The organism is Verrucomicrobiales bacterium, from assembly GCA_016793885.1.
Classification (GTDB): Bacteria; Verrucomicrobiota; Verrucomicrobiia; order Limisphaerales; family UBA11320; genus UBA11320.
Window position 1 is genome coordinate 39,378 of sequence record JAEUHE010000249.1, and the last position, 14,842, is coordinate 54,219.

Below are 14,842 nucleotides of genomic sequence, written 5' to 3' on the forward strand. Positions count from 1 at the left end.
ACGACCAGATGTTCTGCCCCTGTGCTAAAGCAGTGGGGGGCAATAGTGGACGGATGTTAGGCCGACAACCCAAGCTCGGCCTGAGGGAATTTCCGTTCGGATTTTAGGGTCTCAGCTGCCTAGTTAACCCATGAAACGCCTCCCCTTTCTCTTAAGTCTTCTCTCCCTCTTGTCCTGCCTGAGCCTGGGGGCCGATACCGTGCCGCTGCGTCTGGAGTTGCCCGCCGGTACCAGCCTCTTCGGGAATCCGATGGATGTGACGGATGGCAAGGAGACAAATACCCTGAACCAGATCTTCGGATTGCCCGCCCGCAAGGATCTGAAGAGCGGCTTTTTTCAGAAGTTTAACAATGCCTCGGCTTCCTGGGAGACGTCACGGTACGAACCGCTTCGGAACAGCTGGGCGCCTAATCTCGTGTTGAACCCGGGGGAGGGAGGCGTGTTGGTTCTGGATCAGGGATTAGCCCTGGATCTCATCGGTACTCCACGGACTCAGGTCGTTCCCCTTTCACTCCTTACCGGTCCCCAGCTGCGCAGTCGACAGATTCTCCCACGTTCCGATGTGGTGTCGGACTCCGGGCTCCGGCTCGTGGATGGCTTGAGCCTCACATTCCTGAGAAAGGGCAGCTATGTGGTTTTCCAATTCGAGTTGCTGAGCGATGAGGGGTGGAGTCCCGTGGCACCCGAGGCTCAGATTGGAGAGGCATTTTGGGTCAATGGGACACCGGTCCTGGGGTTGCGACTTGTGGGGCCGACTCCGCTAGAATCCAAGGTTCTCTCGGGCCAAACGATCACTCTCTCGGTGCGTGTCGTCACGATCGTGCCTGATGCGCTGGTCCAACTGCAGTGGTTTCAGAACGACGTAGCCATCCCGGGTGCGACCGGGGAAAGCCTCACCGTTACCCTCGCCAACGGTAAGCCTCGGGATGAGCGGTTTCACGTCGTAGCCCGATCCTTGCTGGACCAGGCCAGGAGCGAGACCGCCGTGGTCCATGTGAGCGATCCCCTCCAGATCATCGAGGCTCCCGTCGCTCAAACGGTGTTCGAAGGGGAGCCCGCTCGTTTTTGCATTCGAGTCGCCGGGCAGGAAGACGACCTCTTTCAATACCGATGGCAGCGCCTAGGTGCGGTCGAACTCGTGGATCAGACCAATGCCTGTCTCGAAATCGCGTCGGCCAGTCTGGCTGACGCAGGGCAATATCAGGTCACGGTGGTTCACTCCACCAGCGGTCAGACTCTGACCAGCGAACCGGTGGAGTTGAAGGTGCTGCAGCGCGTCCAGATTACGCGTCACCCCTCGTCTCAAACCGTGGTGGCCGGTGCGTCAACCGAGTTCTGCGTGGAGGCTACGGGTGCCCCGCCTTTGGAATATCAATGGTTGCACAACCAGGAAGTCATCCCGGGAGCTGTTGGCGCTTGTTTGAGGCTCGACGAGGTGCAGTCCCTGAACGCAGGTGACTACCAGGTCGTGGTTTCGCAGCCAGCCTCGGAAACTTCGGTGAAGAGCCAAGTGGCCAAGCTGGTCGTCGGGGCGCGACTCCAAATCGTCCAGCAGCCCCCTTCGACCAATGTGCTCGAAGGGACGCCGGTTCAACTCTGCGTTCAGGCCGTGGGTATGGAGCCTCTTCAATACCGATGGTTCCACAATCGGCAGCCCATTCCCGACGGCACCAACGCGTGCCTGCGGTTGCGGCCGGCGCGGTTGAACAGTGCGGGGGACTATCGGGTGCAGGTGACGGATTCCAGCGGTGTGGTCGTGAGCGACGTCGCTCGGGTGGAGGTGCGACGCAAACCGATCGAAATCGACCCGGACGCTCCCGGATATGTGCGCGGCGTGCTGGTCCTTCGTTTCATCGAGGACCTGGCTCGCCCGCTCAGCGAAGCCCTTCAAGCGGGGGTGCCTTTTGCCCAGCTTCCATTCCCGGAGGAAATGCGCGCTCTCCATCGGATCTATCAAGCCACCGCGATCCGACGCGCCCATCCTCGCATCGAGAAGTCCGCTCAGCAGCTGGAGCATATCTTCATTCTGACGCTGAATCGCAACCTGGATATGCGGCAGGCGGCCAAGGATTACCAAGCACTGCGCTGGGTTGACTTCGCTGAGCCCGATCCGATCGTCAAAGCCTTTCTGGCGCCGAACGATACTCTCTACCCCATGCTGTGGGGCATGCAGACCATTCGCGCGGATGTGGCGTGGAACACGGCGAACGGCGCCGGGGTCGTGATTGCCGTGATCGATAGCGGCGTCGACTACACTCAGTGCGATCTTCAGCCCAACATCTGGCAGAATCCGGGCGAGACCGGTTTGGATGGCATGGGCAACAATAAAGCGACGAACGGGATCGATGACGATGGCAATGGGCTGATCGACGATGTGCGGGGATGGGACTTCGTGGACAATGACAACGCGCCCTTGGATGGAGCGGGTCACGGCACTCACGTGGCTGGAACTGTCGCCGCGGTCGGCAACAACGCCGAGGGCGTGATCGGCATCGCTTACGGAGCGAAGATCATGGTGGTGCGAGGATTGAACGATACGGGCGGTGGAGACTTTGCCGATCTCATGAACTGCATGGTCTACGCGGCCGACAATGGCGCGCAGATCATCAACAACAGCTGGGGTGGTCCTTTCACCACGGCCTGGGGCGATGCGGTCGTGGACTACGCTCATAGCAAGGGCGTGCTGATCGTGTCGGCCGCCGGCAACGATGGCAGCCAAACTTGCGGAAACTTTCCGGCGAACTCCGAAAACAGCATGGCGGTCGGAGCGGTGGAACCTTTCGACGTGCTTTCCTATTACTCCAACTATGGTGTGAAGACGGATGTGGTCGCGCCGGGCGGAGACAACTTTGGACCGCCCAACGACATTGTGTCGGTCCTGGCGCCGACGTCCGCCGAGGCCACCTCGGGCGCTCCCACGTTTCCCGGGGGTTGTGGCAGCTATCTTTCCCTGGCTGGCACCTCGATGGCCAGTCCGCACGTGGCCGGGTTGGCCGCCCTGGTCTGGCAGTTGCATCCCACCTGGTCCGCCGAGGAGGTGAAGCAGGTGCTCCGACAGGCGTGTGTTCCGCTGGGCGCCGCCGGAGCCAATGGCTTCGACTCCACATTTGGGTTTGGACGGATCGATGCTCCTAACGCCCTCTTGCCCGTGACTCCTCCCCCGATCGCTTCGCTGATCTACCCGCGCAATTGTTCCAGCGTGATTTGCGGGCCCTCGGCGCCCACGGTAGATCTCATCGGACATGCCGGCGGAGTTGGATTCACTCACTATGACATTCAAGTCGCCCCGGGACTGGACCCTTCACCAGGAACCTTCACAACGCTGTTCACGTCGGCCACCCCGGTGGCTGGGGGAATCCTGATGAACAATCTTCAGCTGCAAACCTTGTCCAGCGGGACTTACACATTGAGGGTGGTCAGTTACAATAATCTGGGACAGCGCAGCGAAGACCGCAATGAGGTGGTTTTTCGATCCGTATTTCTGAGTCTCCCCACTCCCAAGCAATACGTGCGCGAGGCCAGCATTCCGGTGCACGGCGAAGTGCCCGCCGCCTTGCAGCGGGTGGTGGCGGGTAGCCTGGTGCCGGATCCCATCGTTCAGTATTCGCTCTACTGGAAGACTCCCTCCGGATCGCCGCAGCTCTTCCACAGTGCGGCTTCGGGCGTTTCAGGCTTCATGGCCAACTGGACCACCACGACGGTGCCCGAGGGCGACGTTTACATTCAACTCAAGGCGGAATATGCAAGCGGCGCGGTCTTCACTGACGAAGTGTTGGTGTTGGTGGACAAGCTGATTCGGGACGGATGGCCGGTGACGCTGAACGAGACGCTCACCTTGAAGTCTCCCATGATGGCGGATCTCGATGGCGATGGTGCCAATGAGGTCATCTATGGGGCTTCGGTGTTCCAGGCCGACGGCTCCATCCGGCCCGGATGGGACAATGCACCGGGCTTGGGTCGGTCCAATCCTGCGGTGGTCGATGCCGTCAATCAGGACGGAAAACTCGAAGTCGTAGCGGCTATCTTCAGCGAGTATTTTCATTCCGACACCAACGCTCCGAATTGCGGCGGACCAGTCATCTACTGCTACCCACATACGGGAAAAGCCTCTCCCTATTGGAGCTTCGCTGCCCAGCATCCGACGTTTCCGGGAGGATGCGACAATATTGGGATTCCTTCCACGGTCTCCGCCGGAGATCTGGACGGCGATGGAAAGCTGGAGATTGTTTTCTCGGTCAACTACATCCTGCCTCCGACCCCGCAGACCACCGTTTACGTTCTGGATGCCGCCACCGGCGTGCTGAAGTCGAGCCGCACCGTGATTGGCTATTCGGCCAGTTCCATCGCCCTGGCCAATCTGGACGCGGCTATGGATGTATCGCTGGAGCTGGTGATAAGCCGGTTTTACAGCCTGGGCAGCGCCACCTACGTCATGAAGTTGGTGGGGGGTAACCTGGTGGACATTCCTGGCTGGCCGATCGCCGTTGGAAATGATTCTTCCGACCCCGTTGTCGCGGATGTGGATCATGACGGCCGGTTTGAGATTTTGCTGGGTGACCGCCTCTGGCACGCCGATGGAACGGCTTTTGCCGGCTGGCCCATCTCGGGATCTCTGCACACCACCGGAGCGTTGGTCCCGGTGTGTGACGTCGATTGTGAACTCGATGTGGTTCTGGGGACCGACTTTGACACAGCGATCCGGATTGTGGACGAGGACAAGAGCTTACAGACCGAGGTTCCGGTGACCGATGAAGACATGCTTACGATCTTGATTCCCGAGAACTCGAGTCAGGGCGTGCCCATTGTGGCGGATGTGACTGGTGACGGCTGCGCCGAAGTGATCCGGCCCGGGCCGCTGGGGTACAGCGATGGACGTCCGAATCGTTTGTATGCCACCACGACCAACCAGTTTCCCCGCCACGTATTCGAATCGCGGGGCACTTTGCGATCCTCGGCGCTGGTCGAGGATTTGGATCAGGACGGTAAGACGGATCTGTTGATTGCGGGCGGTGGTAAGCTCTACGCGTGGAATCTCAAGACGACCTACTGTCCCAAAAACCCCTGGCCGATGTTCCAGCACGACCTCGCGCACACCGGAACGCTCCCGCTTCCGGCAGGAAACGCGCGGGATCTGTACATCGAGGATACGCCCTACAGTTGGAAGGGAGCGCCTGACACCGGGGCCGAGCCGGATCCCGGCATGACCGGCTTGCACATGTGGTGCAGCCGCGGCATTTGGCTGCTGAAGGACTGTGATCCGGTGGAAGGTAACAATTTTCGGATGCACCAGAACCCGGAGTTTGGTCAGCAGAACTGTGTGTATGCGAAGGTGTGTAACCGTGGCTGCATTGCGGTGACCAATGGTATTGTGGAGTTCTATTACACGAAGGCGAGCGCCGGACTCTGTTGGCCGGGGGCCTGGACGCTGGCGGGTAGTGTGGCGATAACCAATGTCCCGGCCTATGGATGGAGCTTGGCGGCCCTGCCTTGGTTCCCGCCTGGTCTGGGCCACTACTGCCTCTTGGCTCGGGTCATCAGCCCCGATGATCCCATCGGCCTGACTACCCCCGCGTGCATTGATGACTATGTGCGGCTCAACAACAACATCGCCTGGCGCAACGTGAACGTGCTGGATCTGGAGCAGGCCACTACGGCGAGCTTCGAGTTTCGGGTGCACAACATCGAGCTGGTTCCCAAGTTCGCCACGTTGCGCCTCACGGCCGATGGGGACTTTTTTGGCAATGGCGGCTTGGCGGAAGTGGATCTGCGAACCTTGTTCCACCGCTGGGAGACCAATGGCTTCGCCGGGTCGAACGTCACGCCGATTGGCGGCACCCATGTTAAACTGCTCGGCTCGCCGGCGGATATGGCAGGCATCTACCTCGGTCCGGACGAGGAGCGAGTGGTGCAGGTGACGATCACGGTTCCTCATCCCGTTCCGGTGGCCGGGTTGAAAGCGATTTTCAATCTGGAGGTGCTGCAGATCGTGGATGCGGTGGTCGTGGGCGGAGTGGCTTACGAAGTCAGCACGCGCGGGGAGGATACGGACACGGATGGCGATGGCATTCCGGATGTCTCTGATCCTGACGATGACAACGATGGGATTCCCGACAACGTCGATCCCAACCCGTTGATCTCGGATCTACCGGTGCCGAACGCCGCTTGCGTGGCAGGCAAGCCCTATATTTTCCGCGGAGGGTTGCGTGATCTGGCGGCGCTGCCGCTCGATTCGGTTTATCGTGGATACTGTCTGGGAACCGCGTATCCGGAGGCGCACTGGAAGCAGTTCGACGAATCTCTGCACTCCTATGTGTTCGGCATGACTCTCAACGGTCTTCCTTCGGGCATCGCCAAGGGTGAACTGTCACTCGTGGCTCGGCCGCTCAGTTCGTTTGCCACCAACAATTCCCTCGGATTGGGGATTATTCCGCCCTGCGCTACGCCGGCCTTCGCTTGGTACAGTCCGTTCCGGTCATTACCGGAGGCGGGCTCGACCTGGGAGCTGAACCCCCTGACGCGCTTCCAACTCGATTTAGGCGGGCTTCCTCCGAATGGAAACCTCGCGACCAATCTTCTGACCAAACTGAACGCCGATCATGCGCTGGATCTTTATGTCCAGCGTGAGACGTTGCTCGATTGGCTGGAATTGCGGGTTTGGACTTGCCCGGCCGCGGTTTTCGCGCAGGGATTGCCCCACCGAGCCCTGGGCGTCGCTTCGCTGACGAACAGTGTGGACGGCCATTTGCTGATGAGCAACTTGGGCAATACCGGAGGTGACGGTGCTTACGCGCATCTGGGCCAGGCCCAGGGCTGGAGTGTGACCCCAGAGCCCCTCGATCCGGCCGCGCTTTCGACGGGCGCTTTCGTGCAATTCATGACGGCTGGAGCGGCGACCGGGGATGGCAACCGCCTGCTGGGCCGTGCCCGGGTGGAGGACACGGGGACCGAACTGGCGGCCAGCTTTGATTTCAATACGCTGGGCGCTTCGCACTACACCCTGTGGGTGAAGAGTAACGGGGTGGTGTTGGCCACGCTGACGAACCGATCGGGTGTGGCCGCTTCCGTGTCGGGAGTGCAGACGGTGACTGCTAGCGACTCGGGCGCGATTCTGGGTCTGACCGGAGGCGACAATGCGGCGGTGTTCCGGTTGCGACTCGCAGCATCGGGCAACTTAAGCGTTCCCGGTGTCGGCAGCTTTACGGGCGACGAGCTGTGCGCCGTGCCTGAGCTGGGAACCATTGTGTTGGTCATCGACTACCGTCAGGGTGTCTTCGTCAATACCGCTAAGTTGTCCTCACTCGCACTTTCCAACGAAACAGTTCAAGTGCTGAATCATGGTTTTGTGGCCGAAGGCGAAGCGACTTTGAATGCGAGTGGCTCGTTCCTCTTGGTCTCTGGACTGGGCAACGGGGGTGGCGACCGCGTTCGCGCCTCACTTACTCAGCCGTCCTCGAGTGTGACGATCGGATTGGGAGAGTTGCGCGACAGCGTTTCGTCGGAGACTTGGGAGACGGTCAATGGCTCGTGGGTGGAATCAACCCTAATCGGCTCGCTGAACTCGGTGGCCGACACCGAATTGGCCAAGGTCAAGGTCAGCCTGATCAATCCGGGGGGCGGGCTGCCGTTCCAGGTCGATGCGGCGGCGTCGGCTTTGGGCGTTGTCTCCTTCCAGGCGAATGTGGTCAGCAACGGCATCACCGTCGCCTCGACCTCGGTGCCGACCGGCACGCCGATCGCCACCTCCGGCCAAGCACCGCGCTCCGTGGGTCATGTCTGGGGCACGGAAGCGATGCTCCTGGATTTCCCGCCGGGCACCGCGTTCCTGCTGAACGGAAGCCCGGTGAACGGCGACCATTTGGAAATCGTTCCTTCCGGTGTGGTGGGAACCATCAACGCCCATCAGTCCGTTCAGTTGGCGTCGTCTGGGCTGCAGGAGTTGGTGATCTCGAGTCTGTGCGAGCGGGTGGGGAATGTGTGCGATCCGACCTCGCTTCAGGTAGCGACGTCGGGTGACGGAACGGCGGTTTTGTATTGGGAAGGCTGCGGATACCATCTTCAGGCTTCGAGTTCCATCGAGTTGCCCGGTCAGTGGGTGGATCTGTCGAGTTCGTCGCCGGTGGCGTTGGCCGCTGATCAACCCTATCGCTGGTTCCGTCTCGTTTGCCCGTAAAAAGTGTAGTGAGGGCCAGCCTGCCCCGCACCGCAGGTCGGGGTGGCGGCCCTCGCGGAGTTGCTCCCTTTCTTATCCTGAACCTGGGGCAGGAGTGGGCTCGAGTGGAATCTCGCCCTACCTTAGTGACGATTTCCCTTCGAGTCTTCTCTGCGCTCTTCCCGTCTCTGCGGTGCAAATCCGTCCGGTGCTTGGTTCGTTCTGGGGAATCCTCGAGAGTTTTGTCGGTAATGCTCAGGACCCGTTTTGGATTTGCCGTTTATTAAGCCGGCGGTCTTGAAAAGCTGTAGAGGGCTCTCAGCATTACCCACAAGTTCGGACCTAAACAGGGGAGCGTTACCCGTGGCCCCCGAAACTTACCACCGAGGCATCACGAGCCGATAGGTAAGATTGGTTTGTAGGCTGGCACTCGTGGCAAGGAATTGGGGCCACAGAGCGGCGTTCAACTGATGGGCACTCCCATCCGCAAGTCCAAGGTTTGCTCCGCCTCCGGGATGCCATCCCCCTGTCCAACCGACGTTGGTTTGAGTGACGCTCGGTGGATCCGCCATGGTTGCGCCGATAGATTTTACTAGGCCACTCCGGCCCGCATCCCCAAGACCGGTCGGTAGGCCGGACCCTAGAAATCCAACGCGATGAGCAGCCCGAGGACGAGCAGAATCACAGCCAGTTCCAGTCGCGTGAAGCCCCGCGACGATATCCACCGATCTTCCGGGGCGCGTTGCCTTAACGAGAATATTCTTCGGGTTATGCTCACTGGATGGGGCGATTTCTTGTGCTCTCTCCCCTATTAGACCAAGCAATCGGAGGAATGTCCCTGGCTTTCATCGTTCGCCCGGCTCGGTTTAGCGTTGATCGGGAGCCTAGAATCCTCGCAAGCTCGCCCTGTCAATGAATGCTCCATCTCGTTCTCAGGTTCTGTTCACGGAAGCGCTGAAGTATATCCCGGGCGGTGTTAACTCCCCGGTGCGTGCTTTTCGCGGAGTGGGCGGCCAGCCATTCTTCGTGGATCGCGCCTCCGGTGCCCGGGTCTGGGATGTTGATGGCAATGAGTACCTGGACTATGTCGGAACCTGGGGGCCAGCCATTCACGGCCATGCACACCCGCGCATCGTCAAAGCCATTCAGCACGCCGCTGAGTTGGGAACCAGCTTTGGCATTCCCAACCCGCTGGAAGTCAAGATGGCCGAACTCATCTGGGAACACGTTCCCAGCGTGGAAAAGATCCGCATGTGCAGCAGCGGCACCGAGGCGACCATGTCAGCCATCAGGTTGGCGCGCGGCTACACCCAGCGCGACAAGATCATCAAATTCGAGGGCTGCTATCACGGCCACGTCGATTCCCTCCTGGTTAAGGCCGGGTCCGGCGGGCTCACCTTCGGCACCCCGGACAGCGCGGGGGTTCCGGCTGCGTTTACGCAAGAGACTATCGTGCTCCCGTTCAACGATCCGGATGCGGTTCGCGCCGCCTTTCATGCCAATCTGGGCCAGATCGCCGGAATCATCCTGGAGCCAGTTCCCGGCAATGCCGGCCTCTACCTGCCCAAGCCAGGCTACCTCGAGTTCCTTCGGGAGATCACCGAGCAGCACGACACCGTGCTTATTTTTGACGAAGTGATGACCGGGTTTCGCTTGGGCATCAGCGGGGCGCAGGGCATCTATGGGATCACTCCCGACCTCTCGTGCTTTGGCAAGGTGATCGGGGGCGGGTTGCCGGTGGGAGCGTTTGGGGGGCGCGCCGAGATCATGGACTGTCTGGCACCTCTAGGGCCGGTTTATCAGGCGGGAACCCTGAGCGGCAATCCGGTCGCGATGGCTGCCGGTCTTGCGTCCCTGGAGGAGTTGGTCAACGGCGAGGCTTATGTTACCCTCGAACAGCGGGGTGCCCAGTTGGAGGCCGGCATGATGGAGGCGGCGCAGGCGGCGGGAGTCCCGGTCACCTTTAATCGGATCGGATCCATGTTCTGCGGCTACTTTACCGACCAGCCGGTGCACAGCCTCGCCGATGCGATGCACAGCGACCGCGAGAAATTCGCCCGCTATTTCCACGCGATGCTGGCCGAAGGCATCTACTTTGCGCCCTCGCAGTTCGAAGCTGGGTTTATCTCGACCGCCCATACAGCCGAAGACATTGAAGCGACGGTCACCGCCGCTGCGGCAGTGATGAAGCGGCTCTAGGGAGTTTCTGGACAGGGGACTTATTGCCCACGGATCACGGGATCTGAACAGGGACTTGCCGGAGCCGGGCCCACTGACGCTGCTGCTCTTCTCAGGGAGGGGAGTTGGCTTTGATCCTTCGGTTCTCACTGACTTAGTGCTCCTCCGCGTTCTCCGCGCCTCCGCGAGAAAAGATCCCTCCCCTGACTCGGAAAGGACTGCCGGAATCTCTCGCGGAGGCGCGGAGAGCGCGGAGAGGAAAGAGTTCATGAAGAGGCCGTGTAACCTACCACGACACGGGAACCGTCTGCGTTTTGCCGAAACGGTTGGTGTAGTGAAGTTGCTTATGCTGGGCGCCGTATTCGTAGACCAGCTTCGTGATTTTCACATCGAAGCAGCAGTACTCGGCGATCTCCATCAGCTTCCCTTCCCGGAACCACCTGATCGCCTGGAGCCCTTCCGCAGTCTTTTCGACTCCCAGAGTGGCTGTGGCGATGGAATCCAGGGACAGCCGATGCGGGAGCGTCTTCTGCAATTCGACCAGCATGTCGAGGCTGGGTAGCTGGGTGAGATCGAAGACGGTGTAGCCGTGCAGCACTTCGTAATCGAACCGGATATGGTTAAAGCCCACCACCAGGTCGGCTCGTTGCAGCTCGGTTAGCAACGCATTGACGTCCTGTTCTCCGTAGATTTGATACTCGCCCCGAGCGGTGTTGTAGGTGACACCGACACTCATTCGCATGTCGCGAATCTTATCCCATCCGCCGACCTCGTCCGCGGACTTCTGGGTTTCCAAATCAAAGTAAACAATGTTCTTCATGGGGCAGTTCAGGAAAAGGGGGGAAGGGGAAGGGGCGGAGGGCTAATCTCCGAACAACTTCTTCAACTGATCCCGGGCAGACTCCTCGCGTTTGTCGGTCTGAGTACCGGCCCATTCGCGACGAATGAAGTCAAAATACTCGCAGAAATTGGCCATGTGCTTTTCCAGGACCGGGTCGGTTCGGCGATCGCGGCATTGATAGGCCGCCTTGATGTCATAGCTGACACAGTTCAGGCAAACCTTGATGTCCGACCCGCATTGATGGCAGCTGTCGTTGCGACCGGGAAGCGTGTTGAGTGGCCAATTCCAGCCGCATTTGTGGCAATGTTTTGTCTGAGCCATATTCAGAGTACCATCGTTTGGGGAGGGAGCCTAGCGATTGGATTGAGTTTGTGAAGTCCCGAAGTCGAAGGCGGATTCTTTCGTTTGTCCATTGATCGGTCACCCGGTTCTCTCGTAATCTGATCCCACTATGAGCACGACGTACCTTTTGCGTCGAAATCCAACGCAGTTGGGCTACCGCATGCCGGCCGAATGGGAGCCGCATGAAGGTACCTGGTTCACGTGGCCTCGTCCGGAAGGTATCAGCTTTCCCGACAAGTACGACACGGTGCCTCCGGTCTATGCCGAGCTGATCCGCCATTTGGTGGGGGTGGAGGACGTGAACCTCAATGTCTGGAACGCGGACATGGAGAACTCAGTGCGTGAGATCTTGAAAGCGCATCAGGTGCCTCTCGAACGCGTGTTCTTTCACCATTTTCCCGCCTACGAACCTTGGTGTCGGGATCATGGACCCATTTTTCTGGTCCGAGAGCGGGACGGCGCCCGCGAGCGTGCGGTGGTGGATTGGGCCTACAACGCCTGGGGGGGGAAGTACCCGCCCTATGACCTGGACGACATCGTGCCTCAACACGTCGCCGCGCTGCGGAAACTCCCGTTATTTGCGCCGGGGATCGTGATGGAAGGCGGCTCGATCGAAGTGAATGGTCGGGGAACGTTACTGACCACCGAAGCCTGCCTGCTGAACCCCAACCGCAACCCTGGCTTGTCGCAATCGGAGATCTCCCAGTATCTGCGCGATTTTTTAGGCATCTCCAAGATCATCTGGCTGGGTGAGGGGATTGTGGGGGACGACACCGATGGCCATATCGATGACCTTTCCCGCTTCGTCAGTCACAACACGATCGTGACCGTGGTGGAGGAGGATATCGAGGATGCCAACTATCACCTGCTCCAGGAGAACTATCAGCGTCTGCGCAAAGCCAGCGACCAGGATGGCCACGTGTTCAATATAGTCAAGCTGCCCACGCCCGGGATCGTGGAATACCAAGGTCAACGACTCCCGGCGAGCTACGCGAATTTTTACATTGCGAATCAGCTGGTGCTGGTGCCCACCTTCCGACACCGGAATGATGCCCGGGCGGTGGAAATCCTCCAGCAGGAGTTCCCCGACCGCAAGGTGGTGGGCGTTGACTCCACCGAGCTGATCTGGGGTTTGGGGTCCTTCCACTGCATCACTCAGCAGGAGCCCGCCGCCACCGGTGGGGGCTGATCCTCCGCGCCCGGGGACCGGCTCTCAGCTAGAACGAGACCCCATCGATGGCAGCCTGTTGACGTGATCGTGGCTCAGGTGGGGTCTTGTCGAGGGAATGCTTCTCGAGATACTTATATAGATCTGGGGCGGCCAGCGGCTTCGAGTAGAAGTATCCCTGAATCTTGTGGACCCCGATCTCGCGGAGCGTGCGCACGTCCTGCTCGCTCTCTACTCCTTCGGCAACGACCGTCAATCCGAGGGAATGACCCATTTCCACCACCGCCTGGATGATGCCCCGCCCGCGCGGTTGGCTCATGCGTTGGACCAGTCCGCTATAGATCTTTAGCTCGTGGAAGGGCAGCTCGCCCACCAAGTCAAAGGACGAATACCCTGACCCAAAATCATCGAGCGACAGCCGGTATCCGTCATTGGCCATTTCTTCCAGACGCTGCCTGCCCAGCGCATGGCCGAGAATCGACTGCCGTTCAGTCACTTCAAAAATGATGCGCTGATGCGGAAGCTGCAGCTCGTCCACCTGGGATCGGAGATCGGACAGGAATTGCGGCTCCACCAGCTGCCGTTTGGACAGGTTGACGGAAAGCGTCAGCTCAAACCCGAGGTCTCGCCACGCCTTCATCGTTTCGAGACTGATACGCAGCACCTGCTTGCTCAAGGGGATGATCAATCCTTTGGCTTCCGCGACCGGGATGAATTGATCCGGCGGGATGAAGCCTCGCGCTGGATCGGGCCAGCGAGCCAGCGCTTCCACCCCGGCGACCTTGTTGTTAACCACGTCCCAGACCGGCTGGAAATGCGCCGTGAGGCGTTTTTCCTGCAAGGCCACAGTCAGGTGCTGGAAGACGTTTTGAATTCCTTTCAACTCCTGGGATTCCCCTTTGAACTCCCGCCAGCAGTCCCGCCCGTCCGCCTTGGCCTCGTACAAGGCATGGTCGGCCTTTTGCAGCAGGCCCTCCCCATTCTGGGCGTCGTCCGGGTAGATCGCGAACCCCATGCTCAGCGAAACACTGGTCGGCAGGTCCGACTCGGTGGCCCCGCGTTTGACGGCGTCGCGCAGTCGCTCGCAGATTGGCCCCATCATATTGCGATCGGGAAGGTCCGTGATGAGCAGCACCAGTTCATCGCCACCCCAGCGACAGACGCAATCCTTTCCCTTCAAACGATCGCGGAGCGTGTGCCCGACGTGAATGATTACCTGGTCGCCAACCTTGTGCCCGTAGCTGTCGTTGATCTCCTTGAAGTTGTCGATGTCGATGAGCACCAGGGCGAGTTTGCGTCCGCTGGCTTCCACCGATTCTAAGAGCTCGGGCAAGCGTTGCTGAAAGAGCACGCGATTTCCGATTCCGGTCAGGGCGTCCTGCAGAGACTGAGAGACGGCCTGGTTCCGCATCGCGATGAGTTCCGCCTCGGCCCGCTTGCGCGCGGTGATTTCGTGTCCATAGAGATAGACATCCCCATCCTCCGAAACGGAGGTGGTGGCGAAACTGAACACCCGATGCTGGCAGCTCAGCTCGGTCTCGCGGGCTGGCCCCGATGCCAGCCGGGATTCCAGAAGACCTTGAAGTGAGTTGGGCAGAGGGGCCCCCACTTCGCACGACCAATCCTTGAGCAGCGGAAGACTCGCCTTGTTGGCGTAGACAATCTTGCCGTCCCGGTCCGCTTGGAGCACCGGGTTGGGGTTGTCCGCCGGAAAATGTGCCAGCGAACGAATTTTGGACTCCGCTTCCCAGCGTTGCCGGATGATGCGCTCCGCCACCCGAAGCCGGATGTAGAGATCGTCGCGCTTGAAAGGCTTCACCAGGAAGTCGTCCACCCCGCTGTCCATCGCTTTGCGATAGTTCGCCTGCCCCGCATTCGCGGTCAGCATGATGAAGTAGGTGTATTGCGGAAGGTTGAGAGCTCGGACTTGTTCGCAAAAGCCCACGCCATCCAGCTGAGGCATCATCCAATCGCTGATGATAATAGGCGGCTGGTGAGCCTTGAACCACTCGAGCGCCTCGGCCCCATTGGGATAGCCGAACGCGGTGTATCCCAGCGATTGCAGGGTTTTCCCCAGAATCCTGGAGGACACCGGATCGTCTTCGGCGTACAGAATGGTGATAGGCTTGCCTTCTTCCACCTCTAGAACATCGTCACAAATGGG

At 59.9% G+C, this 14,842-nt stretch carries 7 protein-coding genes; 3 read left to right on the forward strand and 4 right to left on the reverse strand.

The features are described 5' to 3' along the window. Positions 1-130 precede the first annotated feature (130 nt). The gene (locus JNN07_27570; protein ID MBL9171523.1) at positions 131-8,170 is read left to right on the forward strand and encodes a S8 family serine peptidase; all 8,040 of its coding nucleotides are present in this window, start codon (positions 131-133) and stop codon (positions 8,168-8,170) included. A 356-nt stretch (positions 8,171-8,526) separates the two neighbouring features. Here the strand turns inward: JNN07_27570 and JNN07_27575 are convergent, their stop codons facing one another. After that, positions 8,527-8,721 (reverse strand): hypothetical protein, encoded by a 195-nt coding sequence (locus tag JNN07_27575; protein ID MBL9171524.1) that lies wholly within the window; start codon positions 8,719-8,721, stop codon positions 8,527-8,529. A gap of 340 nt (positions 8,722-9,061) precedes the next feature. Here JNN07_27575 and hemL point away from each other — a divergent pair, with 340 nt between their 5' ends. Then, positions 9,062-10,348: a glutamate-1-semialdehyde 2,1-aminomutase gene (gene hemL, locus JNN07_27580; GenBank protein ID MBL9171525.1), complete on the forward strand. Its 1,287-nt coding sequence runs from the start codon at positions 9,062-9,064 to the stop codon at positions 10,346-10,348. A 265-nt stretch (positions 10,349-10,613) separates the two neighbouring features. Here hemL and JNN07_27585 read toward each other — a convergent pair whose 3' ends face one another. Both JNN07_27585 and JNN07_27590 read right to left on the reverse strand, forming a co-directional pair. Further along, the gene (locus JNN07_27585) at positions 10,614-11,147 is read right to left on the reverse strand and encodes a ribonuclease H-like domain-containing protein (protein MBL9171526.1); all 534 of its coding nucleotides are present in this window, start codon (positions 11,145-11,147) and stop codon (positions 10,614-10,616) included. 42 nt (positions 11,148-11,189) lie between these two features. Continuing rightward, on the reverse strand, positions 11,190-11,489 hold the full coding sequence (locus JNN07_27590; GenBank protein MBL9171527.1) for a hypothetical protein: 300 nt from the start codon (positions 11,487-11,489) through the stop codon (positions 11,190-11,192). A gap of 181 nt (positions 11,490-11,670) precedes the next feature. On the opposite strand from JNN07_27590, the gene JNN07_27595 reads away from it, so the two are divergent. Next, complete coding sequence (locus JNN07_27595; protein ID MBL9171528.1) at positions 11,671-12,699, forward strand: agmatine deiminase family protein; 1,029 nt, start codon at positions 11,671-11,673, stop codon at positions 12,697-12,699. A 28-nt stretch (positions 12,700-12,727) separates the two neighbouring features. On the opposite strand, the gene JNN07_27600 is transcribed toward JNN07_27595, so the two are convergent. Further along, positions 12,728-14,818, reverse strand: coding sequence for an EAL domain-containing protein (locus JNN07_27600; GenBank protein ID MBL9171529.1), 2,091 nt, complete (start codon positions 14,816-14,818; stop codon positions 12,728-12,730). Positions 14,819-14,842 lie beyond the last annotated feature (24 nt).